This window comes from Mucilaginibacter sp. P19 (assembly GCF_050632265.1).
GTDB lineage: Bacteria > Bacteroidota > Bacteroidia > Sphingobacteriales > Sphingobacteriaceae > Mucilaginibacter > Mucilaginibacter gossypii.
On sequence record NZ_CP192586.1, the window covers coordinates 2,926,479 to 2,949,554 of the forward strand.

25 protein-coding genes and 1 tRNA gene are annotated in these 23,076 nt (G+C 42.2%); 11 read left to right on the plus strand and 15 right to left on the minus strand.

Annotated features, from left to right (window positions below; genetic code table 11):
- Positions 1 to 19: 19 nt before the first annotated feature.
- The 5 genes from mgtE to ribD all read right to left on the minus strand — a co-directional run bounded on the left by mgtE (position 20) and on the right by ribD (position 4,018).
- Complete coding sequence (gene mgtE, locus ACQ86K_RS14180; RefSeq protein WP_090525911.1) at positions 20 to 1,372, minus strand: magnesium transporter; 1,353 nt, start codon at positions 1,370 to 1,372, stop codon at positions 20 to 22.
- Positions 1,373 to 1,460: 88 nt separating this feature from the next.
- On the minus strand, positions 1,461 to 2,075 hold the full coding sequence (locus ACQ86K_RS14185; protein WP_091164463.1) for an IMPACT family protein: 615 nt from the start codon (positions 2,073 to 2,075) through the stop codon (positions 1,461 to 1,463).
- Positions 2,076 to 2,084: 9 nt separating this feature from the next.
- Positions 2,085 to 2,363: a hypothetical protein gene (locus ACQ86K_RS14190; protein ID WP_431200581.1), complete on the minus strand. Its 279-nt coding sequence runs from the start codon at positions 2,361 to 2,363 to the stop codon at positions 2,085 to 2,087.
- Complete coding sequence (locus ACQ86K_RS14195; RefSeq protein WP_431200582.1) at positions 2,360 to 2,962, minus strand: hypothetical protein; 603 nt, start codon at positions 2,960 to 2,962, stop codon at positions 2,360 to 2,362. The genes ACQ86K_RS14190 and ACQ86K_RS14195 overlap by 4 nt, the downstream gene beginning before the upstream one ends.
- Positions 2,963 to 4,018, minus strand: a complete 1,056-nt coding sequence (gene ribD / locus ACQ86K_RS14200; protein WP_431200583.1) for a bifunctional diaminohydroxyphosphoribosylaminopyrimidine deaminase/5-amino-6-(5-phosphoribosylamino)uracil reductase RibD — start codon at positions 4,016 to 4,018, stop codon at positions 2,963 to 2,965.
- A gap of 33 nt (positions 4,019 to 4,051) precedes the next feature.
- Between ribD and prmC the strand changes: the two genes are divergently transcribed.
- Positions 4,052 to 4,915, plus strand: a complete 864-nt coding sequence (gene prmC, locus ACQ86K_RS14205) for a peptide chain release factor N(5)-glutamine methyltransferase (protein ID WP_176844405.1) — start codon at positions 4,052 to 4,054, stop codon at positions 4,913 to 4,915.
- 4 nt (positions 4,916 to 4,919) lie between these two features.
- Here prmC and ACQ86K_RS14210 read toward each other — a convergent pair whose 3' ends face one another.
- From ACQ86K_RS14210 to ACQ86K_RS14220, 3 genes are all read right to left on the minus strand, one after another.
- Entirely contained in the window at positions 4,920 to 6,029 is a 1,110-nt protein-coding gene (locus ACQ86K_RS14210; RefSeq protein WP_091164448.1) for a hypothetical protein, read from the minus strand.
- A complete protein-coding gene (locus ACQ86K_RS14215; protein ID WP_091164444.1) occupies positions 6,029 to 6,664 on the minus strand; it encodes an ABC transporter ATP-binding protein in 636 nt (211 codons plus the stop codon). Before ACQ86K_RS14215 ends, ACQ86K_RS14210 begins: the two co-directional genes overlap by 1 nt.
- Positions 6,665 to 6,778: 114 nt before the next feature.
- Positions 6,779 to 7,768: a D-alanine--D-alanine ligase gene (locus ACQ86K_RS14220; RefSeq protein ID WP_091164440.1), complete on the minus strand. Its 990-nt coding sequence runs from the start codon at positions 7,766 to 7,768 to the stop codon at positions 6,779 to 6,781.
- Between the two features lie 254 nt (positions 7,769 to 8,022).
- On the opposite strand from ACQ86K_RS14220, the gene ACQ86K_RS14225 reads away from it, so the two are divergent.
- The 10 genes from ACQ86K_RS14225 to ACQ86K_RS14270 all read left to right on the plus strand — a co-directional run bounded on the left by ACQ86K_RS14225 (position 8,023) and on the right by ACQ86K_RS14270 (position 15,869).
- Positions 8,023 to 8,817, plus strand: coding sequence for a PASTA domain-containing protein (locus ACQ86K_RS14225; RefSeq protein ID WP_090525919.1), 795 nt, complete (start codon positions 8,023 to 8,025; stop codon positions 8,815 to 8,817).
- Entirely contained in the window at positions 8,795 to 9,103 is a 309-nt protein-coding gene (locus ACQ86K_RS14230) for a rhodanese-like domain-containing protein (RefSeq protein ID WP_091164434.1), read from the plus strand. Before ACQ86K_RS14225 ends, ACQ86K_RS14230 begins: the two co-directional genes overlap by 23 nt.
- Positions 9,104 to 9,131: 28 nt before the next feature.
- Positions 9,132 to 10,184, plus strand: coding sequence for an endolytic transglycosylase MltG (gene mltG / locus ACQ86K_RS14235; RefSeq protein WP_091164431.1), 1,053 nt, complete (start codon positions 9,132 to 9,134; stop codon positions 10,182 to 10,184).
- Complete coding sequence (locus ACQ86K_RS14240; RefSeq protein ID WP_091164427.1) at positions 10,184 to 10,591, plus strand: acyl-CoA thioesterase; 408 nt, start codon at positions 10,184 to 10,186, stop codon at positions 10,589 to 10,591. Before mltG ends, ACQ86K_RS14240 begins: the two co-directional genes overlap by 1 nt.
- An 11-nt stretch (positions 10,592 to 10,602) precedes the next feature.
- Positions 10,603 to 11,583 carry a YihY/virulence factor BrkB family protein gene (locus tag ACQ86K_RS14245; RefSeq protein ID WP_091164424.1) on the plus strand — a complete coding sequence of 327 codons (981 nt, stop codon included), beginning with the start codon at positions 10,603 to 10,605 and terminating at the stop codon, positions 11,581 to 11,583.
- 98 nt (positions 11,584 to 11,681) lie between these two features.
- Positions 11,682 to 11,768 (plus strand) — tRNA-Ser (locus ACQ86K_RS14250).
- A 166-nt stretch (positions 11,769 to 11,934) separates the two neighbouring features.
- Positions 11,935 to 12,291 carry an ISAon1 family transposase N-terminal region protein gene (locus ACQ86K_RS14255; RefSeq protein WP_091164422.1) on the plus strand — a complete coding sequence of 119 codons (357 nt, stop codon included), beginning with the start codon at positions 11,935 to 11,937 and terminating at the stop codon, positions 12,289 to 12,291.
- The gene (locus ACQ86K_RS14260) at positions 12,284 to 12,463 is read left to right on the plus strand and encodes a hypothetical protein (RefSeq protein ID WP_256337375.1); all 180 of its coding nucleotides are present in this window, start codon (positions 12,284 to 12,286) and stop codon (positions 12,461 to 12,463) included. Before ACQ86K_RS14255 ends, ACQ86K_RS14260 begins: the two co-directional genes overlap by 8 nt.
- 6 nt (positions 12,464 to 12,469) lie before the next feature.
- The gene (locus ACQ86K_RS14265; RefSeq protein ID WP_256337374.1) at positions 12,470 to 13,267 is read left to right on the plus strand and encodes an ISAon1 family transposase; all 798 of its coding nucleotides are present in this window, start codon (positions 12,470 to 12,472) and stop codon (positions 13,265 to 13,267) included.
- A 145-nt stretch (positions 13,268 to 13,412) separates the two neighbouring features.
- On the plus strand, positions 13,413 to 15,869 hold the full coding sequence (locus ACQ86K_RS14270) for a M1 family metallopeptidase (protein ID WP_218134380.1): 2,457 nt from the start codon (positions 13,413 to 13,415) through the stop codon (positions 15,867 to 15,869).
- A 298-nt stretch (positions 15,870 to 16,167) separates the two neighbouring features.
- On the opposite strand, the gene ACQ86K_RS14275 is transcribed toward ACQ86K_RS14270, so the two are convergent.
- From ACQ86K_RS14275 to ACQ86K_RS14305, 7 genes are all read right to left on the minus strand, one after another.
- Positions 16,168 to 16,509: a PDZ domain-containing protein gene (locus ACQ86K_RS14275; RefSeq protein WP_431200584.1), complete on the minus strand. Its 342-nt coding sequence runs from the start codon at positions 16,507 to 16,509 to the stop codon at positions 16,168 to 16,170.
- Entirely contained in the window at positions 16,425 to 17,747 is a 1,323-nt protein-coding gene (locus ACQ86K_RS14280; protein ID WP_431200585.1) for a S1 family peptidase, read from the minus strand. Before ACQ86K_RS14280 ends, ACQ86K_RS14275 begins: the two co-directional genes overlap by 85 nt.
- A gap of 162 nt (positions 17,748 to 17,909) precedes the next feature.
- Positions 17,910 to 18,467, minus strand: a complete 558-nt coding sequence (locus ACQ86K_RS14285) for a TlpA family protein disulfide reductase (RefSeq protein ID WP_091164417.1) — start codon at positions 18,465 to 18,467, stop codon at positions 17,910 to 17,912.
- Positions 18,468 to 18,476: 9 nt separating this feature from the next.
- A complete protein-coding gene (locus tag ACQ86K_RS14290; protein ID WP_431200586.1) occupies positions 18,477 to 20,102 on the minus strand; it encodes a protein-disulfide reductase DsbD domain-containing protein in 1,626 nt (541 codons plus the stop codon).
- 32 nt (positions 20,103 to 20,134) lie between these two features.
- Entirely contained in the window at positions 20,135 to 20,356 is a 222-nt protein-coding gene (locus tag ACQ86K_RS14295) for a hypothetical protein (protein ID WP_431200587.1), read from the minus strand.
- 6 nt (positions 20,357 to 20,362) lie between these two features.
- Positions 20,363 to 21,487, minus strand: a complete 1,125-nt coding sequence (locus ACQ86K_RS14300; protein WP_091164411.1) for a TlpA disulfide reductase family protein — start codon at positions 21,485 to 21,487, stop codon at positions 20,363 to 20,365.
- A 148-nt stretch (positions 21,488 to 21,635) separates the two neighbouring features.
- Complete coding sequence (locus ACQ86K_RS14305; protein ID WP_091164408.1) at positions 21,636 to 23,072, minus strand: PKD-like family lipoprotein; 1,437 nt, start codon at positions 23,070 to 23,072, stop codon at positions 21,636 to 21,638.
- Between the last annotated feature and the right edge of the window lie 4 nt (positions 23,073 to 23,076).

Here is a 23,076-nt window from a genome sequence, read left to right on the forward strand (position 1 = left end):
GCATAACCGGCGGGATATATTACTTCAACAAAAGCTTGGTAGCCAACCAAAGCGGTAATAAAAACCCAATACAATCGGTAAAAGTAGTGATGATGATGGATGATGCTACTGCGGGGTCAATCCCTACCCTTTTCAATATCAACGGGATGGAAGCGCCTGTTAAGCCTGCTATGATCAGGTTGCCTGTCATGGCTAAGAACAATACCAGGCCAAGCAGCGGATTGGCATCGTAAAAGAACGCTACTATAAACACGATGAGCCCATTGGCGGCGCCGTTGATCAGGCCTACTAAAAACTCTTTTAATACGGTGTTATAGGCTTGTTTGTCGGAAAGATCGCTTAACGAAATACGCCTTACAGTTACCGCCAATGCCTGTGTGGCGGCATTGCCACCCATACCTGCTATAATGGTCATATAAGCCGAGATAATGGAAAGCTTGGCAACTGTCGAATCAAATGTTCGGATAATGGATGCAGCAAGGAATGCTGTGCCCAGGTTGATCACCAGCCATGGCAAACGGCTTTTTACTGCCTCCAGCCAGTTACCGCTCAATTCTTCATCTTCAGATACACCGGAGATCTTCAGGATGTCCTCGGTGTTTTCCTCTTCCATTACGTCTATAATATCATCCACCGTAACGCGTCCGAGCAGTTTCATGTGATCATCAACAACCGGGATACTAGTAAGGTTATATTGCTTGATGAGGCGGGCTACCTCTTCCTGGTCAAGCTCGGCTTTTACATAAACAAAATCGGTAGTTACCAAATCGCTGATGCGGGCATCGGCGCGGGCCTTGATAACTGTTTTAATGGAGAGAATCCCTTTCAGTATATCGTCATTATCAACTACGCAGATGGTATAAAACTCTTCCATCTCTTCCGATTGTCGGATGATCTCATCAAGCGCATCCTTTTTATCCAAGTTGATGTTTACCTTGATAATCTCGGAGTTCATCAAACCACCGGCAGTATCTTCGGCATAGGTCATCAATGCCCGGATGCTGCTGGCATCTTCATGATCGAGGTCTTCTAAGATCTCTTCCTGGTGTTCTTCATCCAACTGGGAAATGATGTCGGTAGCATCATCATAATCAAGCTCTTCAACTATCTCGGTACGTTTTTCAGGATCGAGGTTTACAAGCAATTCGGCAGGGCCATGCTCTTCGTCCATTTCGGATAAAACTTCCGAAGCGACGTCGGCCGGGAGGATATTGATGATCCTTTCTTTTTCTTCCTGCTGAAGTTTTTCAAATAGTATAGCAATCTCCGAGGCGTGATATTCCTTCAGAACATTCTCTAACTCAGCATCATCGGCTTCGAGCGCTGTTTTAATGCGGAGCAGGTCGGTTTTATCTAATTCAAAAGATTGCATACCCGACTAAATTAAAACAATTAGACCACAATTAAGGAATTAAATGGACACAAAAAGAGTGCCTAAAGTGGCTGTTGTAATGGAATAGTTAGATACTGTGGTTGTATTTAACCTGCGAACCGTTCACCTTGCTTAATTTAAAAAGCGCCTGCTCAACCTGCGTTTTTCGGATAGAAAGCTGGATACTGCAATCATTGTCAAATTGCTGATTAAGTACACCAAGGCCCTCTTCCTTAATGATCCGCATCACATCATTCATTTGCAAATAATCAAATGAGATAGTGTATACGTCATTTACCGTTTTTGAAATGATAACCGAGTGGTTTAATGCATCCTCTGTGGCTGCTTTATAAGCATTAATCAAACCCGGAACCCCTAATAAGGTGCCGCCGAAATATCGGACTACCACAACCAGGAGATTGGTAAGGTCTTTTGACAGCAGTGTATTCAGGATTGGTCGACCCGCAGTACCTGAAGGCTCACCGTCATCGTTAACCCTGAACACCGAACGGTCGATGGTTAAGCGCATAGCCCAGCAATGGTGATTGGCTTTGGGATGTTCTGATTTTAGTCGGGCAACTATTGCCTTGATATCATTTTCAGAACCGATGGGATAAGCATAGGCCAGGAACTTGCTGCCGCGGTCGCGAAAAACACCTTCGGCAGGGTTTTCTATGGTTTTATAAGTATCGTCAAAAAGCATTCAAAAATATTACAGGTGCAGGAAGCCCAATGTTTGCGGGAAATAAATAATGATAATAGCAAGCACCGCTATAGCTATGCCGATTTTATTAAGCAGGCTCAGTTTCTCTTTAAATACAAAGATGCCAACCAGCGTACCAACCACAATAACGCCAATATTTACCGACGAAAACACTGCCGAAGGGCTGTTCGCCAGCGCCTGGTGCGCCTTTAAGTAAAACAGGATATTGCCAAAGTTGGCTATCCCTAATACCCAGCCTATGAGGATATGCGGCAATGAAAATTTCATTTTTTTGCGGATACCTGGTAAATCAAACCAGCAAGGGTTAATATAAACGCAATAATAAAGATGACAAAAATGGCTGTGGTAAAAGGCACATTATTTACCTTGGTAAGCTGTTTTAGCAATACATCAATTACGCCAAAACCGAGGAAAACAATTAACAGGTAAATCCATGATCCCTTTTCAACTTTATTACCGGCAGATTTTTGCCAGGGTATAGAGCAAATGATAGCAATGAAGGCCAGTATAATGCCAATTGCTTTAATTGTGCCGGTGGCTTCGCCAAATAAAACAAATGCTGCCAGTATGGGGATAAACAGGGATAAGCGTTGCGCTACGTCTGTACGAACAATACCGGCCTTGCGCACCGAGTTTGCCATGATTACAAATATAGCGGGAAACAGGATGCCCAGGGCCACGTAATTATAAACAGGCCCGTTTTGGATAATGCTCAGCTGTGGTTTAAAAAAGAACCAGGTGAGCAGAACAGCCATAGAGTAATTCCAGGTAATGGCCTGGTAAACGTCCACATGGTAGCGTTTTGCCAGTTTCAGCAAAATGGAAACGATAACACTACAGCAAATACTTAAAAAAACGAACAGCATTTATATAACCGGCTTATTGTATAACAATTGGAGGCGATCGGCGCCTACAGGATATTCATCGGCAAGTATACCTGTTATTTGCGGTGCTTTTATGCCCTTGTTCAAAACTTTATCACCGGTAAATATCCGTGCCTCATCCCAAATGCCAGCCTCAATAAAAGCATCAAGTGTACGCGCGCCGCCTTCAATAATAACCGATTGGATATCCTGCAGGTATAACTGGTATAAAATATATTGAGGCACAAAGCGTTCAAAATCTTCCAGTGCTATATACCTGTTTTTGCCGTCAACATCAAACTTAAGCTCGTTAAATATTAACGTTTCGGCCGACTGATCAAATACATTCAACCCTTTATTTAGTTCCAGCCTTCGATCTATCACCACACGTTTGGGTGATGGGCCATCCCAGTAACGGGTATTTAATTGCGGGTTATCACTTAGTACCGTGTTTTTGCCTACCAGTATAGCATCTTCTTCACTACGCCACTTGTGCACTAGCTTGCGTGATTCGGGGCCGGTGATCCAGAACTGGCTGCCATCAGCCGGAGCAAAAAAGCCATCCTGTGTTTGTGCCCATTTTAATATAATATATGGCCTGTGCTTTTGTACCTTGGTAAAAAAGCGACGATTAAGCCATTGACATTCCTGTTCTAATACGCCGGTTACTACTTGAATGCCGGCAGCCTGCAATTTTTCAATACCTTTTCCGTCGACCTGAGCAAATGGGTCGCGGCAACCAACAATCACTTCAGGGATTTGATGTTTGATGATCAGATCGGCGCAGGGCGGCGTTTTACCATAGTGCGCACAAGGCTCTAATGAAACATATATAATCGAGTTTTTCAGCAGTTGGGCATAGTTATCAAACCTTTGCGTAACCTGTTCAATAGCGTTAACTTCGGCATGGGCCTGGCCGTATTTCTGATGATAGCCCTCTCCTATTATTTTGCCATCATGAACTACTACCGCGCCAACCATAGGGTTCGGACTAACGTATCCTGCACCCAATTGAGCAAGCTCCAAACAACGGCGCATATATTTTTCATGTTCAAGCATGCTGCAAAAGTAGCTTTTATGTTACTTTGTTGCATGATTACGATTAAGGATGTTTTTGAAGATTACAGGCAGCAGATAAATGGCATTTATGATACTAATGAAACCGAAGCTATTACGCTGTTTGTTATTGCCGAAGTTACCGGTTTATCAAGGGCATCTGTTAAGGCATTCCCCGAAAGAGCGTTAACTGCTGAACAGTCGGAACAGGCGAAAAACATCCTTGCCGAACTAAAAACAGGCAGACCCATTCAATACATTTTTGGTATCACCGAGTTTTTTGGCTTGCCATTTAAAGTAAACCCATATGTGCTGATCCCGCGCCCGGAAACTGAGGAACTGGTGGAATGGATTTTAGAAGGCGAAAGGTTAAAGGCAAAAGGTGAAAGGTTTTCTGTGCTGGATATCGGTACCGGTAGCGGGTGTATCGCCATCAGCCTGAAAAAGAATTTGGCAAATGCGGATGTTTCTGCGATAGATATATCCGAAGGAGCTTTGGAAACCGCCAAAGAAAATGCTTTATTAAATGAAGTTGAGGTTAATTTTATTCTGGCTGATATTTTAAATATTGAGCATAATAAAGAAGAGGCTCAATATAATATCATTGTAAGCAACCCTCCTTATGTTACGCTTGATGATAAAAAGCAGATGCATAGTAATGTTACAGATTTTGAGCCACATACTGCTTTGTTTGTACCAGAACATGATCCGCTGATATTTTACCGGGCCATAGCCGATTTTTCACTCAGTAATTTGATTGCCGGCGGCTTGCTTTTCTTCGAGATCAATGAAAATTTAGGCAATGAAACTGTTGAGCTATTAACTGGTAAAGGATTTAAAAACATTGAGTTAAGAAAAGATATGAGCGGCAGGGACAGGATGGTGAAAGCGCAGCTTTAAAAGGTTACAACTTATCGCTTGCCACGCCCTCAAACTTGTAATAGTTACTGTAAAACAGCCAGTAAGCAATACCAAAGTTTAAAGGAACCAGCACCCAAAGTAGCTTGAACATAATGATCCAGAACAATACAATAAATAACCCCAGGATCCATTGCAAGTACTTATCCATATTAAGGCCAAACCAGTAAAGCAGGCAATGAAACAGCATCGCGGTGCTTAAGCCAACAAACAGCAGTTCAATAGCCATTAGCAAGTTAAATCTGCTGAACAGCCAGATACTTTCGGGGATGAGTAGAATGAAATAGACGCCTATAAAATTTAGAAATAGCTGTGGCCTGCTATAAGGCAAATTGCGGGAAAAGCAAAGGCCGTTCTCTTCAAATTTCCTTTCCTCAAATATCAATACAATATGTGCCGTTATAACAGCAAGGATTGCTATACCGGCAACACGGACATCAGTTTTTACATCAGCAAACACGTAAAACACCCCAGTGATGATAAGCCAGGAAAGCGCCTTGGTAATGAGGTATGGAACCTTGCGCTTATCTAACAGGTGGTAAACGTAAAGGCTGAAATAAGGTTTACGCCATTTGCTGCTTAGTTTTAATAATATAGATTGATCATTGCCATCAACAAGTCCGTTAATTTGCTTTGTATAAATAACTGCACTTAAATAAGTTAAGGCGGTTAAATACAGTAAAATGCAAACCGGAAATAAATAATAATGATTGGAAAAACCCACCCCCACAGCGATAACTGCGTACAATATTACCGGCGATAATACAGCGGCCTGTACCCAAAACCAGCTTATTATTTGTTTCCCTTTGCTCAGGGCATTGCTGCTATAAAATAAAAAATGTTGACTGGGGGCAAAGATTTGCCCGGATACGTAATGCCAGCTTTTAACGGCATAAATAAACCAGCTTATAAACACCAGGATCATTACAACCGAACTGCTGTCCATAGCCAGCATCAGTGCTTTGTGATAGCCTATTAAATATTGGGGAGGCACTACGCCAACCATTGCCAAAAATATAAATAGCAAAATCCCGGCATGCACCCGGAAAAAACCGTTTGCAAAAATCTTTAACAATACATTGGTTAGCGATTTCATCAACTGATAAACTTTAACGTTTGATCTTCGACGAGAAGTTCACCTGATACGGGTAATGAGCCATTCTCAAGTATCTGGTGCGATGACAGTAAAAAGCCGGTTCCCTCCTGCTCGTACCTTTCCCTTATCCAACTATTTAATGTTGCTAACGAGGCCGTATCAATAGTGATCAAAGGTTCATCGAGCAGGATCAATTTGGGCTTGCCCAAAAAGGCAAGTAGCAGGGAAAGCTTTTTCATCATACCGCTGCTGTAAGTGCCAACCGGGCGGTCGACAAAACTTTGTATTCCCATACTTTTAATGTACCTATCTTCCTGTCCTGCCGGGGCGTCTTTAGCATCAGCAAACAGCCTGACCATTTCAGTACCTGTTAAAAAATCTGGAAACACCGGCTCGGCTTCAGCAAAATTAACCAGCTTACGGTAAGCCACCGGTTGTTTTTTTATGCTGATATTATCACCAAGCAATATGTCGCCATTAAACGCCAGGATGCCGGCAATGGATTTTAGCAGGGTGCTTTTGCCAGATCCGTTTACTCCTTTTATCCAGTAAATGCCGCCCTCCAATTGCAGGCTCTCAATTTTTAAAGCAGGGTAATTACCGTATGATTTTATAAAGTTTTGAAATTGCAGCATCGTTGCTTTGATAACAAAATGAATTTGTTGTTACACTAAAAGAGACGCATCAAAGGCGCCTCTTAAAATATGAATTCAAAATAAAATCCGAAATCGAAATCCTCAATTCCGAAATTATAACGTGGCTCCCTCAATAAGCGCGCTATAAAATTCGCCAACATCCATACCTGCAGCCCTCACCTGTTGCGGAATCAAACTGGCGGCAGACTGGCCTGGTGTGGTGTTGATCTCAATAAAATAAAAATCATTACTGCCTTCAAGCAAAATAAAGTCGATCCTGGCCATGCCGCGGCAGTTGAGGCGGGTATACACCTCGGTAACTATGCCAGCAATTTCTTTAACCTTTTCAGCCGAAAGGTCGGCCGGAGTTATTTCTTGTGTTACACCAGAAGTATATTTCGCCTCGTAATCAAAAAAATCTTTTGAGGTTATAATTTCTGTAGCAGGTAATACCTTTATTTTACCGTGCAGGCGTGCTATACCAATACTGAACTCGCGGCCTTTAATAAATTCTTCTACTAACACCTGAGCATCTTCCTGAAATGCCCTGTTCAATGCTTCTGGCAGGCCGGCTATGTTTTGAACCTTGCTCATACCCACGCTGCTGCCACCATTATTAGGTTTAACAAACAACGGAAATTTCAAATTAGCTGCTATGGTGGCAACGTCATGCACATCGCGCTCAAATAAACGCATGGAATGTGCGGTATGCAAGCCATGGATCCCGTTCACGATAGCTTTGGTATAAGCCTTGTTCATGGTAATGGCCGATGTTGTGGCATCGCAGGTATTATAAGGGATGCCAAGCATATCAAAATAGCCCTGCAGCTTTCCATCCTCGCCGGGGCTGCCATGAATGGTGATGAAGGCAAAGTCGAACTTTATTTTTTCCTGATTAAGGGTGATGGTAAAATCATTCTTGTCAACATCAACTGTTGCATCATCTGCTTCAAAAAACCATCTGTCGCGGGTAATTAATATAGTATAAACCTTATAGTTGCTGTTTGATGCCAGGTTAGCCGCAATATTTTTTGCACTGTTAAGGGATACTTCATATTCGCCGGTAAAGCCTCCGGCCAAAAGGGCAATATTTTTAAGACTCATTTTATTTCGGATTTCGGATGTTCGATTTCGAATTTATTTCCAGGAGCAACGAAAGCGACCTGATTTCGAAGTCGAAATTAGAATAAATATCATTGCAAATAATACTAAAGTTTAAATTTTGAGTCTAAAACTCCTGAAATTCTATAATAATTAATTCCGAAATCGAACATCCGAAATCCGACATCCTAACACCCATATCCAAAATAATTCCTATGTTTGATACTTAATTAAAAAGGATACCCTTACATATACTGATGAGCAAATTTGGGGCTTACTTAAAATCAAAATCATTCCGGAATAACTTATTAATGGCTATTGTAACCGTGATAGCCGTTGTTTTAATAGCTTTTTTTAGCCTTGGTTATTATACCCGTCATGGTTCGGGCATACCCGTACCAAAGCTTAAAGGTCTTTCCATTGATAAAGCTATGGATATTTTAAAAGAGCAGGGATTTGGCTATAAAATAGATTCTGTGTATGTACAGGACGTGGCCCCTGGTACTATCGTTGAACAAGACCCGGATCCCGGGACCAACGTTAAAGAAAGCCGGGTAATTTACCTTACCATGGTAACCCTGCAGGCACCAAATGTAGCTTTGCCCGATCTTGAACAAAGCAATTATCGCGAAGCTATAGCTACCATATCAAATTATGGCTTAAAACTGGGCGATACAACGTACCGTTCGGATATTGCCCGCGACCGGATCCTGGAGGTACGTTTTGGCGGACAAGTGATAAAACCAGGTACCAAGATCCCCAAAGGCTCAAGAATAGATTTGGTTTTGGGCGATGGTGAGGGTGCAAGCGAAGTGGAAATACCGGAACTTGTAAACCTTGACCTTGATGCCGCCCGATTTGCTATAAAAGGCGCCGGCTTAACCGTTGGGATCATTACTTACCAGGGGACTATTACCGATTCCACCAATGTGGTTGTTGTTTCGCAGTACCCGATGAAGACCGATTCGTTAAGCAAAACAAGTATTGGCACGCGTATAAATCTTACTGTTTCACAAGGCACCAAAACCGATGCAGCTCCACCGGCAAATTAAAGCTTCCGAACTGCTTGAGCGCTTAAGCAAGGGTGAAAGCCTTAACCTGCTCGACGTGCGCGAGGTTATTGAATTCCATACTTATAATATAGGTGGTGATAATATACCACTTTCAAATTTGGAGAATACGCTTAACAGTTTACCCTACAACAAAACAGATGAGATAATCGTTATGTGCAAAGTTGGTTTAAGGAGCGAAACTGCACAAAACATATTGGAGCGGCATGGCTATAACAACGTGCGTAATTTAAGCGGCGGATTAGTTGCCGTTCAAAAATTAAAATAAATACAACAAACACCATCTATTCAATATCATGACCGCGGAAAAACAAGGATCAGGCATGCTGAAAAAAATTATTATAGCGCTGGTAATCATTATCGTTGTGCTTTTAGGCTTTACAGGTTTCAATTATTACCTCAAATACTTTGGCCCCAACGTTACGGATAAACAGGAGTACTTATACATTCACACCGGCGCTACTTTTGGCGATGTTTTTAAAACCATACAAGATGAGGGCACAGTGAAAGATACTGCTTCATTTGGCTGGGCCGCCCGTAATATGAATTATATTACCCGTGTAAAACCAGGTAAATATCGCCTGCATGAAGGTATGGGGAACCGCAAGCTCATCAATATGCTGGCCTCAGGTACACAAGAGCCTGTTAGAGTTGAATTTCACGGATTGCGGCTTAAAGAACAGTTTGCGGGATTTATCTCGAAAAAGATTGAACCGGATTCAATGGCGATTATCCGGCTGCTTGATTCGGCGAGTTTTGTAAGTAAATATGGTTTTACTACCGATAACGTTTATACCGTGATCATGCCCGACTCATACCAGATGTACTGGAATACGAGCCCGGAAAAGTTCTTCAAACGAATGTACGACCACTATCAGGCTTTTTGGACACCTGAACGTAAACAACTGGCTGCTGCAATAAACTTAACCCCACAAGAAGTATCTGTCCTGGCATCAATAGTTGATGCTGAAGCGCTGCATGATGATGAAATGCCCGCCGTAGCAGGTTTATACCTTAATCGTCTTAAAAAAGGAATGAAACTGGAGGCCGACCCTACCGTGATCTTTGCACTGAACGACTTTACTATAAAACGCGTGCTTACCCGCTACCTTTCATATAACTCGCCATATAATACTTACCTGCATACAGGTTTGCCCCCAGGTCCTATCATGATGCCATCGGTTAACGCGGTGAAAGCAGTGTTAAACTATCAAAAGAGCGATTACATTTACATGTGTGCTAAAGCCGATTTTTCAGGCTATCATGCATTTGCAACTAACGTGGCCGACCACCTGGTGAACGCGCATAAATTTCAGCAAGCCCTTAACGAGCGTAACATCCGAAGGTAATGTTTGAGCACACTACTAAAATACGGGTGCGCTATGGCGAAACCGACCAGATGGGCTATATGTATTACGGTAACTATGCCGAATTTTATGAAGTAGGCCGTGTGGAGATGCTTCGCAGTCTTGGCCTTACTTATAAAGGCATGGAAGAATCGGGCATTATGATGCCTGTGCTCGAGCTTCAATGCAAATACCTAAAGCCTGCTTTATATGACGAGGAGATCAGCATCAGGGTGATCATGGATAAGCTGCCAGGCATCCGCATCCATTTCAGGTACGAACTTACAAACCCCAAAGGCGAACTTATTAATACCGGCGAAACGCTGCTCGTATTCATTAACATGAAAACCAATCGCCCATGCCTGCCACCACAGGATTTTACCGATAGATTAATGACCTTTTTTAAGTAAATTTGGTATAAATGAAATGGCTGCACCGCTTTTTAATCCGGTTTACGTTTTACAGGTACATCATCGAGTGGACGAAGTCTGTCATCATTCCGGGTTTCAGGCCGTTGCCACTATACACCGTTATTGATTTTTTTGTAAAGGAAATCACCAATAACTCGCTTATTAACCGGGCCTATGCACTAGCCTATAGTTTTATGCTCGCCGTTTTTCCGGCTACTATTTTTTTGTTCACGCTTATCCCCTACGTGCCCATAAAACATTTTAAAGGCAACCTGATGATGGTGCTGGCCTCTGTAATGCCTACAAATGCCTATATGGCGTTCAGAGAAACCCTTTTTGATATTGTAAGCAATCAAAACGGCAAGCTCCTTTCATTCGGTTTCCTAACAACCTTGTATTTTGCAACTAACGGGGTTATTAATCTTATGAAGGCCTTTAATAAATCCTCATTAATTGAGGATAAGCGGAGCTGGCTCAAAAGGCGCCTGGTAGCAACAGGAATCACCGTAGCTATAAGCTTCGCGTTATTACTAGCCATTTCCATACTCATCCTGGGGCAATCCATTATCCGGTTCATCCAGTCGCATGTGGCCTCCGAAAATCACTTCTGGGTTTACCCGGTGATGCTTTTCAGGTGGATAATTATTGTAGTAATTATTTTTGTGACCATAGGCTGTTTATACCGCTACGCTCCTGCACATAAAAAGAAATGGAATTTTATTAACCCTGGCTCCATACTGGCTACGGCACTGGCAGTTTTAACTTCACTGGGCTTTTCCTATTATATCAACAATTTCTCGTCGTACAATAAAGTTTACGGATCCATTGGTACGCTCATCGTTGTGATGATCTGGATGTATATAAACTCATTAATTTTGATAATCGGGTTCGAATTAAATGCGTCCGTAGAGCTTTCCAAGCGTACAATCCGTATTGTAAAACCCAGATTTAACACTTTTCGGGCAAAAAAGACCGACCAGTCAAAAAATTAACTTATTATTAATCAATAGATTATATAGATTATTTAATTAAATCAAAAAAAGTGAAATTGAAATTTGGCAATTCGCCCCGGATTTGTACTTTTGTCCCCGGAGAGTTGGCAGAGTGGTCGATTGCGGCAGTCTTGAAAACTGTTGAACTGTGAAAGGTTCCTGGGGTTCGAATCCCTAACTCTCCGCTGATTTTAATATCAAAGTATTTAGAAGCCTGCAAATCAAATGATTTGCAGGCTTTTTGTTTTTATATCAAATGCTCAAAATTACCATCGATTCAGGATCAAGCAGAAAAATTGTGGGGGAATAAAAAAATGGTTGCTTTGCAGGCAGAAATAAAAACGTCCACACTTGTCAGCTGCATACGAAACCCTTGTCCGTCTTATCTTGCCCGAAGGGCTTTTGGAATACTTTGAACTTACTGATGTCCTTTCCTCTGAGAACGGCCAATTGGACATTTACCTTGAGGAAAAGAATCTTCCGCCAGCAGGTTATGACAAGCAACAACTTGAGTCGAAAGGATTCTTACCGGAGACAGCTATCCAGGATTTTCCTATCCGGGGCCACAAAGTAGCTCTTTGCATTAAAAGGCGCAGATGGGAAGTTAAAGCAAGTGGTGAGATCATCACAAGGGACTGGAACTTAGTTAGAAAAGGAGCGCGAATGACAACGGAATTCGGCACTTTTTTAAAAGGTATATTTGGATAATAACCCGATCAGCTGTCATTTGTTAGGGCGGCTTTATACAGTTGATGGCAAACAGCTACAGCAGCAATACAAAGACTTTCTGAGCGATTTTCATAGCTGGGATCAAAAAGAACATGCAGATGAATGGATGCTGTTTGAACAAAATATAGGGTCATCGCTAAGCATAGACTAAACAACATTGAGCAATGGTGAACTCTATACCATTATCACCAATAAGGAAGCTAAAGGTGGCAAGAAGGCAATTGTAGCTATGCTAAGGGGCACACAAACGGAGCAGATCATAAAAGTTATCGAACGCATACCGCTGCGTAAAAGGAATAAAGTAAAAGAAGTGACGATGGATATGGCGGCAAACATGATCAAAGCTATCCGCAGGTGTTTTAGCAATGCGAGCCGTGTGATCGACAGGTTCCATGTGCAAAAATTAGCATATGATGCACTACAGGAAGCTCGTATAAAATATCGGTGGGAAGCGCTGGATGCAGAAAGCAGGGCAATTGAACAAGCCAGGCAAAACAAGCAATCTTATCAGCCTGAGCTATTCAGCAATGGCGATACACTAAAACAATTGCTTGCCAGAAGCCGCTACCTGTTGTTTAAGCATGAGTCCAGGTGGACTGCCGCACAAAAAGAAAGAGCCGATCTGCTTTTTCCACGATACCCGGAACTGCTCAAAGCTTATAAACTGGCTATAGGATTGGGTAATATATTCACCATCTGCAAAAGCAAGCAAATCGCCTTTAAAAGATTAGCGCTATGGTATAATCATGTGGAGGATGCCGCAATTGATGCATTTAAGACCGTCGCAAGATCTGTTCATCAACATTATGAATCTATCCTGAATTTCTTTGATAACAGGAGCACAAATGCCTCTGCCGAATCTTTTAATGCGAAAATAAAAGCTTTCAGAGCTACTTCAAGAGGTGTTAGGGATACTACTTTCTTCTTATTCAGATTAGCTAAAATCTATGCTTAACCTTTTAATCCCACAACTTTTCCTCATGACCCAAAAGAAGAGCGATAAGGTGAGGGATGACAAAAACCGATAATTTAAATTTATAGTACTATGTTATAAATAGTACTATAAATATTGTATATTGACCCTAATTATTCAGTAGGACATGAAAATATACTATATCCTTTTATTATCCGGAGTTTTTTTGCTGACAATGGTACGTTGCTCATTAGCCCAGGACAACAATTATCGTCAAAGCCCGGCGAGGGTAAATGATTTGGTCCATACCAAACTAGATGTACGCTTTGACTATAAAAAGCGCTATTTATATGGTAAAGAATGGGTTACTATAAAGCCTCATTTTTATCCAACGGATTCGTTGAGGCTCGATGCGAAAGGGATGGCTATCCACACCATAGGGATCCTGGCAGGTGGCAAGATAAGCCCGCTGAAGTTTACTTACGATAGCCTTAGCTTGGCGATCAGGCTCAACAGGACTTATAATAGTTCTGAGACCTATACCGTTTTTATTAATTACACCGCTAAACCTAATGAACGCAAAGGGCTTCGCAACAATGAGAAAGGATTATATTTTATTAACCCGGATGGTACCGAAAAGAATAAGCCGATTGAGATCTGGACCGAAGGGGAACCAGAAAGCTCCTCCGGCTGGTTTCCCACAATCGATAAGCCTAATCAAAAGACTACTTCCGAGATCAGCATGACCGTACAGGCTAAATATGTCACGCTATCCAACGGCAGGCTCGCCTCGCAAAAGAAAAACAACGACGGTACACGTACCGACACCTGGAAAATGGAATTGCCCAATTCCCCTTATTTGTTTATGATGGCAGTAGGTGATTTTAAAATTTACCATGATCATTGGCACGGTAAAGAAGTGAACTATTATATTGAACCGCAATATGCTTCTTATGCAAGGGATATGTTTGGAGATGTGCCGGAGGCCATAAGTTTCTTCTCAAAAATTACCGGCGTTGACTACCCCTGGAATAAATATGCCGCCATTGTGGTGCGCGATTACGTCAGCGGTGCCATGGAAAACACAACCGCCAATGTTTTCGGCAGTCAAAGCACCCGGCGCGAATTATTGGATCAATATTACAGTTCGGGTGTGGAGCATGAATTATTCCATCAATGGTTTGGTGACTATGTGACTTGCGAAAGCTGGAGCAATATAACTTTAAATGAATCATTTGCCGACCTCGGAGAGATTCTGTGGCTGGAACATAAATATGGGAAAGATGCCGCTGACGAACATTTACAAAACGGATTACAGGGCTATCTTAGCAATCCTGACAACGCTAAAATACCGCTGGTCAACTTTCATTACCAGGCTATACATGATGCCTTTAATGGGGTAACCTATCAAAAAGGTGGACGTATCCTCAACATGCTTCGTAATTACCTTGGCAATGAGGCTTTTTATAGGGGACTGAATATTTACCTGACATCAAACTCTTTTAAAAGTGCCGAAGCACAGCAGTTACGGCTGGCCATGGAACAGGCCTGCGGACTTGACCTGAACTGGTTTTTCAACCAATGGTACTATAATGCCGGGCACCCGGTTTTGGACATCAGCTACCACTGGGATGAATCCGCTAAAACAGAATATGTTTACATCGCTCAGAAACAAGATGGGCAAGTTTTTAAACTGCCAATAGCGATTGATATTTACATTAACGGCAAAACAGAACGCCATAAAATTTGGCTGAATGCAAAGGCTGATACCCTTTCCCTTAAATTGATTGCCAAACCAAACCTGGTCAATGTTGACGCGGATAAAGTACTGGTGGCTCAAAAAACTGATCACAAAACTTTGGAGCAATTTGTTTTCCAGTACTTCAACGCCCCTTTATATCTTGACCGGTACGAAGCCCTTGAAGTCTCTGGAAATAATCAAGGGGATAAAGGCGCTCAAAAAGTAATCTTTGCCGCATTAAACGACAAATTCTCTGGTTTACGCCTCAAAGCCCTGGAAACGTTGGCCAGCGATAAAAAAGACTTTATGACTCTGGATAAAGACCTAAAAGACATCACTCTGCCGCGAGTAATGGAACTGGCAAAAAATGATGACAACACTTTAGTGAAAACTTATGCATTAAGAATACTCGGCAGCTTAAAAAACCTTAAGTATATGGAGATTTTCAAAAAAGCCCTATCGAGTCCTTCCTACCAGGTTGACGCGGCGGGGCTTATTGGAATCAATGAGGTCGATCCCGTTGCCGCTCTGAAATTTGCGGCCAGATTTGAGGATGATAATATAGGCGACTTGACGCAAGCTATTGTCAGGGTGTATGCAGCAAGTGGAGGAGATGCCAAATGGCCTTATGTTTATCAGCGCTATGTTAACGGAACCTTGCAGGAACAAATTCATCTGACCGAAAAATTCTCCAGAATGATAGAAAGTTTGAAGAATCCGGAATATGTTCGACAAGGAATTGCCGAGCTCAAGTATATGGGAATAACCTACAAAAAAGACGGTGCAGCTCCATATATTATCAAATATTTAAAAGCGGTTAAAGAAGCACGGGATAAGACAAATGACATAACGGCTTCAAAGGATATTACAGAAGCAATGAAGCTGATCGAAAATGCTAAATAGGCTTTCAATTTCCTGCTCTGTACGGTTCATCTTCCGAACTAGATTTGGTTATCCGAAAGCAACGGTTCTGAATGAGTTAGCAAGATCTAAAGTAGGCCGAAAGAACCTGCAGCAATGCGAATGGACTCTTGTACGGATAATTAATTACCCTCTTTGCTGTCGTTAATGGCAGTTACTATAAATTGATTTACTGCGACGGCTGGTATCGTAATTGTGCTTGTTCTGCTCAATCTTGCTATATTAATGCCCAAAAACTTTCCGGTGATATCAAATACGGCCCCTCCGCACTCCCACGGTTTTATTCTTGCATCATGAACAAATACATTCCCAAACCCATCTTTTCGAATGCTTTTCCCCCTATGAAGTGGTCGGCCGGATGATTGGTAATTTTTTGGGTTGGATATTTTAGGGCGACTTTTTTTATTAACTTTTCTCCCTTATGATTGATTGTTATTAAAGTAGTATCTCCGGCGCGGAATTTTTGAAGGGCTTTAAACATATCCAGTTCGTCATTTACAGTTTTGTCATCAATTGCTAAAAGCTCATCGCCGGTTATTAGTCCGGCAGCCTCAGCCGCGCTGTTGGGCTGAATAAAAGTAAATAATAACGTCTGTCCCTTTTGCCGGGCAACAGCTCCCAAATAGCCGTAGCTGGTTTTTTTGGCAAGCTTACGCCAACGCTTCCCAAAACACTACTACAATACGGAGAATCAGCGCGAAGAGAAATCAAAAAACTACCCAAATCGTTATTACTAAGTGTATCTGCCAATAACATTCCAAGCCTGATACCTTCCTTCCCTAACTTTGAAACGGGCAATAATATCACAAGGTCATTAATTCTGTCTCGTCTGATAATATTTGCCTTAACAGTCTTGCCGCCCGATAATGTAATAAAAGGTTCCTCGCCAATCATTGAACTTTTAGTCAAAATGATATCTGAATTTTTGAAAGCGGTTTTTACATTGACATCATCTAAAGAAAAAATGGTCCCTGCTATAATCTGTTCCTTACCATCAATAACACTCTTAATATTTACACAAGTTGTTTTAAAACGCTTGTTCACACTTTTAAAATACTTATCTGGATTTTCAGCTGCCGGAAAATTATTGGCCGGCTGATTTTTTGAAACTACATTTGTATCCAAAGGCAGGGAAGTATAATTCTCTAAACGGGTTAGTGCTGTATAATATTTACGATAGGTATCTACGGGGATTTCATAATTAACATCCTCCGACTGCTCGATGCCGCTATGGATTCCGATCAAACGGCCAGACAGATCAAACAGGGGGCCGCCCGAATCTCCCGGCTCCATCACGCAAGTTGATTCCATAAAACCATACTTGTTATTTAAATTAGTGATATGTCCAAACCTTACATCAGGTTTGCGTTGTTCCATGCTTTCCGGGTAAGCAATGCTAATACATGGCTGGTTGATTTTGACATCCGAATACCAGCCCATTTCGACAAACGGCCAATCCCCTTTTTGGATTATTTTGAGCATGGCAGCATCCGGCAGCATAAATGTTGGTGCAATGGTAATACGGCCCAAACCACGGGCCAGGCACATTTTCCCATCGGGAAATATTACCTGATAGGTTTTGCCGGGCATTACCACATGTGCTGCGCTTAAGATCTCTCCTCCGTTGGAGACTACAACACCACTAAACTGCGCACTCATCCGGCTATACTGTAAAGTGTCATATTCCCACATCAATACACTGGCAGCATAACCTTTTTTTATCGCAGTTTTTATATTGTCATGTAGTTGCGTAGCTCCGGGCTTTTGTATCCGCTTATCAACATTTTGCGCGTTAGTAACCTGCAGGTTCCATAAGCACTGCAGGAAAAAAATAATAAAAACCGTTTTGTCATTATACATTATAATTGAACCGTAGCGTTGTCCAAACGCTGCTGTTTAGGGTATCTGCCGATGTAAAAAGAGCCGGTATCAAAACCGGCTCTCCGGAAATTAAACTAAAACTGATGGAAAACGTCCTACCGGGACTGTCTTTATGATAGCCAGTGCTATCCTTATAATTTCTTAATTGTTAAAGATCTTTTTGAGCTGTATATCGATATCAGAGGAAGTGGGATTTATTAAAATCACATTCCCCTCAGCATCAAGCACAATTGCAAAGGGTACCGACTGGATACCCAAAGCATTCATCATCACTGATGTATCTTTGCCATCCTCATATTTATCTATTCCCTGTTGCCAGGGCATTGCTTCTTTAAGCATGGCGTTTTTCCAGGCTTTATTGTTTTGATCAATTGAAATACTAACTATCTCGAATCCTTTAGCGTGGTATTGTTTATATAACTCCTTAAGGTGCGGAATAGCCGCCCTGCACGGCATACACCACGAGGCCCAAAAATCAAGCAGCACCACTTTACCCTTAACCAACGGTGATTTGATGAAGTTGCCATCGGCAGTTTGTAACGTAAAAGCCGGCAAAGGTTTTCCAGCTATTAAATTTTGACTTGCTGTAACAGTATCCTGCTTTTTTAATGATGAAGCATTTCCATCCGCCTTCCATCCGGTGCTTAGGGCAAGCGCTACGGGTGTTACCAACAGCAACCTTTTAAAGTTTATTTTCATTGGGCTTGATTATAAAACCTGTATTTCAATTATTTTTCTTTTAGGCGGAAAACATTTGTTGTTATCACAAACCTGGTAATAAAGCCCGCATTTAATTACAACGCCGGGTTTTAATGAGGCTGCGCTTATTTCCGTTTTAAATGTTGCAATGCCCTCCCAAACAAACATGCCTTCGCCACCGGTAAATGGTACCCCGGCCGATGCTTGCCACTCGCCGCTTGTTACACCTTCGGGCAACTCAATAATAGGTTGTGTAGTAATAAAAGGGCTGTCTTTAGGTACATAGGCGTAAATATGCCAGCCTTGCAAAATCTCAGCCTTAACAACTACCTGCTTTTTTCCGTTTGCTTCATTAATCAATGTTGCGCTCACCGTCACCGGATCGGTACGGGTTGGGATAGTTGCAGCATTGGCAGTTTTAATGTTGCCGGTTGATACGGGCACAATTGCCGCTGTTTCTGTTTTGTAGGTATTCACCATAAACTTAAACCCGCCGGCTTCTGTATAATAAAAGTTGGGCTTGTTTTTGGTTAGCCATTCACGCCATTCTTTGGCAGATGTGAATTTTTCGGTGGTATATCTTTCCAATACCCTTTGGGCCAGGGCAGGCTCCTCTCCTTTCTCAAGCATATTGATACATTTTTCAAGCAGCTCGATTTTGCGGTTAGAGATCCCCAGCTTCTTTGCATCCTCATCCACCTGTAACGAGTAAGCATCAACCGGATAAAAATACTCGAGGTTATCCCGATAGTACTTATGATAGGCCTCTACGTTAGTACCAAAAGCATCATACATGCCGCTGCCGGTCCAGCTTTTAAGATATTCATCAAAACTTTGTACATCATCGGATACGGGCATCTTTAAAAACGCCTCGTTACCTTTACCAATATCCTCGCCTTTGGCTTTACGATCTTTAAGTTCCTGCTGCATTTTTAGCAAGCGGGCGTTACCTTCTTTCCGGGCTATCAGCGTTTTTTGATATAACGCTTTATCGCTACGGTAAATCATTTCATTTACCCACTCACGGTTTTCAATTTGTACTTTTTTCATGATGGGCGCCTGGTGATCAAACTTTTTGATGTAGCAAACTGTGTTCACAAATACATCTTTAGCTTCATCGGTCATATGATTTGGCGAAGCAGAAAAGCCCCACATAAAATAATTACCCTGACGGCCTAACGCTACTGCTTCAGCATTTTTTAAGCAAACACCGCCACTTATAGCTTCGGCATCCGGCGAATCGTTAAATCCCTCGCCATGTGCCACCATGCCGATAATGTATTTATCCTTAGCTGCAGGATCCTCTTTGATCACCTTCCACATAGGCAGTTCCTTCGGGGTAGTTGCTCCCTGAAAGCCGTTAAAAAAAGAACCCGGCGTAGGCCTGTTAACTAAAGTTAACTTCACTTTTACAGGTGTATTAAATATGACATGACTGGTTTTGATGTTCAGCGCATCGTCTTCCAAACACTGACAATACCAATCAAACTTAAGTCCTATCGGCATGCCCACATCGGGAGCCAGCTGATGCATCAAAATAATAGGCCTGTCAAAATTGGCAGGTAATTTTATCGGCCCCGCATCGGCAATTGTTACGTCGACATTGGCAGACATCGAGGCATCGTAATCCCTCACATCCACAACTTCAACTTTGTCAAAGCGCGTTTCTAAAAAGTTTTAAAATCGGCCATACGGGTTTTCCAGGCCTCATCTACCGCGCCCGCGGCTGTGCTGTAGTAAGTAATATGTTCGGGCTTAGGTTTTGCGGGATCATATCCTACATATAAAACATGGAGTGCCATTTTGCCAACTCTATGTTTTATTACATCACCCCAAGAGGCTACGCTAAACATAACACAAAGCAGAAAAGCCAAAATGATCTTTTTCATACCTGCTTAATTAAAAAGTTCGGCAAGTTTCTTATTGAGGTCTTCCCCGCGCAGATTTGTGCTAATAAGTTTGCCGTCGCGGTCTACCAGGAATGTAGCAGGTATAGCCGAAACGCCATAAAGACGGGCAACGCTGTTGTTGTTGCCATTCAAGTCGCTAACCTGCGGCCATGTCATACCCTCCTGTTGCAGAGCTTTCAGCCATTTGTCACGGCTGTTGTCAAGCGATACCGAAAGGATTTCGAACCCTTTATCCTTGTACATTTTATACTGGCTTAACAGATTTGGGATTTCCTGACGACAAGGTGAACACCAACTTGCCCAAAAATCGACCAAAACGATTTTACCTTTATAATCGGCTAACGATAAGCGTTTGCCAGCAGGGTTGACCTGAGTAAAAACCGGCGCCGGGCCACCTATTTTTAAACGGTAATGTGCATCAATAAATTCTTTGATAGTTTTACCATTATCAGTTGCCTGGATTGCCGGACTGAAGGTTTTGAACACCTGTTCGGCTACTGTAACCGTTTTTTCATTAGATGCAGTGCCGAACAGCGCTACCGGTGCAAAGAACGAATCGGGGTGCGTTTTGGCAAAATCGAGATTTTTGCGCTGAAAATCGGCAATCATTTTATAGTGATGGCGGGCAACCGAATTGGTAAATGCGGTATCATTCACCAACTCGGGCGCTGCCGCAATTTCAGCATTAGAAATATGATCGATGTCCCATGGCATCGGTCCTACAGCTTTCACATAAGCCGAATATTCATCATATGTTTTGGATCCGCTCATCTGGGCGTTTGCCAGGGAATCTTTAGAAACTATATTAAGCGTTTCATTAGAAAAATTAAAGTAGAGAATATCGCCGCCATGGGTGGCAATCTCCCGGCCGGCGCCTTTATGATCAAGTGCAAGGCGTACAGAACTGTATGAGTTCATCCTACCTGTGAAATGAAAAGCGCCGTTAACTAATGTGGTCGAATCTTCATGCCCCTTGCCGTCTGTCATAAAGCTTAAATAAACTTTCTGACCGTTGAGATTGCCAATCTGCCCATTAATAGCGAACTGGTTAGTTTGGCCGGCGGCGTTCAACGCAGCCATGCTCAAAATTAAGTTTAGTAGTTTTTTCATTTCTTTATATGTTATACATCGAGTCGACAGGTTACGTTATACTTTTCAAGGATGAAACGCTCTTGTTAATGTCATGACTGCGGCCAAAAACACAAAAATCATTCATGCTGTTGGTTAATCTTTTATGTGGTTTTGATTAGTTAGTTTTTTATCTGCTCACAATGTCAACCGGTTCGCCCGGTATACCGGTTATTGTTTTGGTGATATTACCGGTTTTAGAAACACTTACGTCAAGTGTATAAACTGCCCCGTCTGCGCCAACAGTAAGGGTGTTGTCATCCAAACTGATCTTCATCATGGATACCTTTTTACCGCCAAAGTCTGCGTCGAGCTGTCTTATATCTTCATTAATTGGGTTATAGCGGTAAATTTTCCCTTTTGATGAAAAATAAAACACATTTAAGCTATTCACCACCCATTTGGTATTATCATCAATTAAGGCGCTGCCTTTAAATGTGCGTTTGCCCAGCCCTTTAAATGTCCGGTCATCGCCCATAGGGTAGCTAAAACTTAGTTCGGTTATGGTACCTGTCGCTGTTTTAAAGAAAGCATAGGAAGGGCCACCTTCTGTAGGTTTCATGAACAACAAATTATCGTATCCTACATTTTTAGGGTCAAAGCCAGTGCTTGCGGTATCAATCTGGTAATTGGTGCCAGAGTAAGTACCATCGGCCCCGAAGGTAATAAAGGCTTTTCCTTTAAGATTGTAACCGATAAAAAACGAGCTTCCATGTGTAAAATATTTAGACATGGTGTAATCACCGCCCTGTTCGTTGGCAAATTTGCCGTAGTCATCAGCAAAAGGAGCTGTTGAGGATACACCTACATATAGCTTACCATTGATAACCCCCGTTGGCACTGTTCCCATTTGTACGGGGCCTAAAAATGGTTCCAGATAACCCGCATTGATGACGGCCGGCGGCGAGAAGAACTGCGCTGCAAAATCCGTTCGTTTTAATAAAGTACTGGCATCAAGCACCACCCCGCTTTTATTAGGATCGTTGCTTAGCACCCAATATTCCTCTTTGGTATTGGGTTGATAAGGGAGTGGTTTTGAATAGTACAATTGAACCGGATTGATAGGCAAATCGCCTTTATTAAGTGATTTATAAATATCGCCCAACACCGTTTTATCGGGTTTTACAAATGATAGTTTGGTAACCCCATTATCGTTACTCAACACCAAAATACCTGCCGAAAACTGGGTCGTACCTGTAATTTTGAAAGGGAACGTATAAAATAATCCGTTCCGTTTGTCGGTAATTGTAAGCTTACATGCGCGGTCGCCGGGGCCTAAATTGTAGACCATTTTCAAAGGGTAGCCTTTGTAAACTGCTTCCCGGAGTTCTTCTTGTACGGTGATGTGCCATTCAAAATCAAGATCCTTTAAGGGATCCGCACCGGCCAAAGTAACCTTGGGGTTTATGGTGAGCGTATCGCCCAGCAGGGCTGCAAATGTGGCGTTATTAATGCCGGTAACTACCGGCTCGGAAGGTGGCGAGTATACATAATTGCCCAGGTCTTTTTTACATGAAGTATAAAATACCATTATGAGCGCCAATAGAGCTATCGATTTAAATTTCATGACC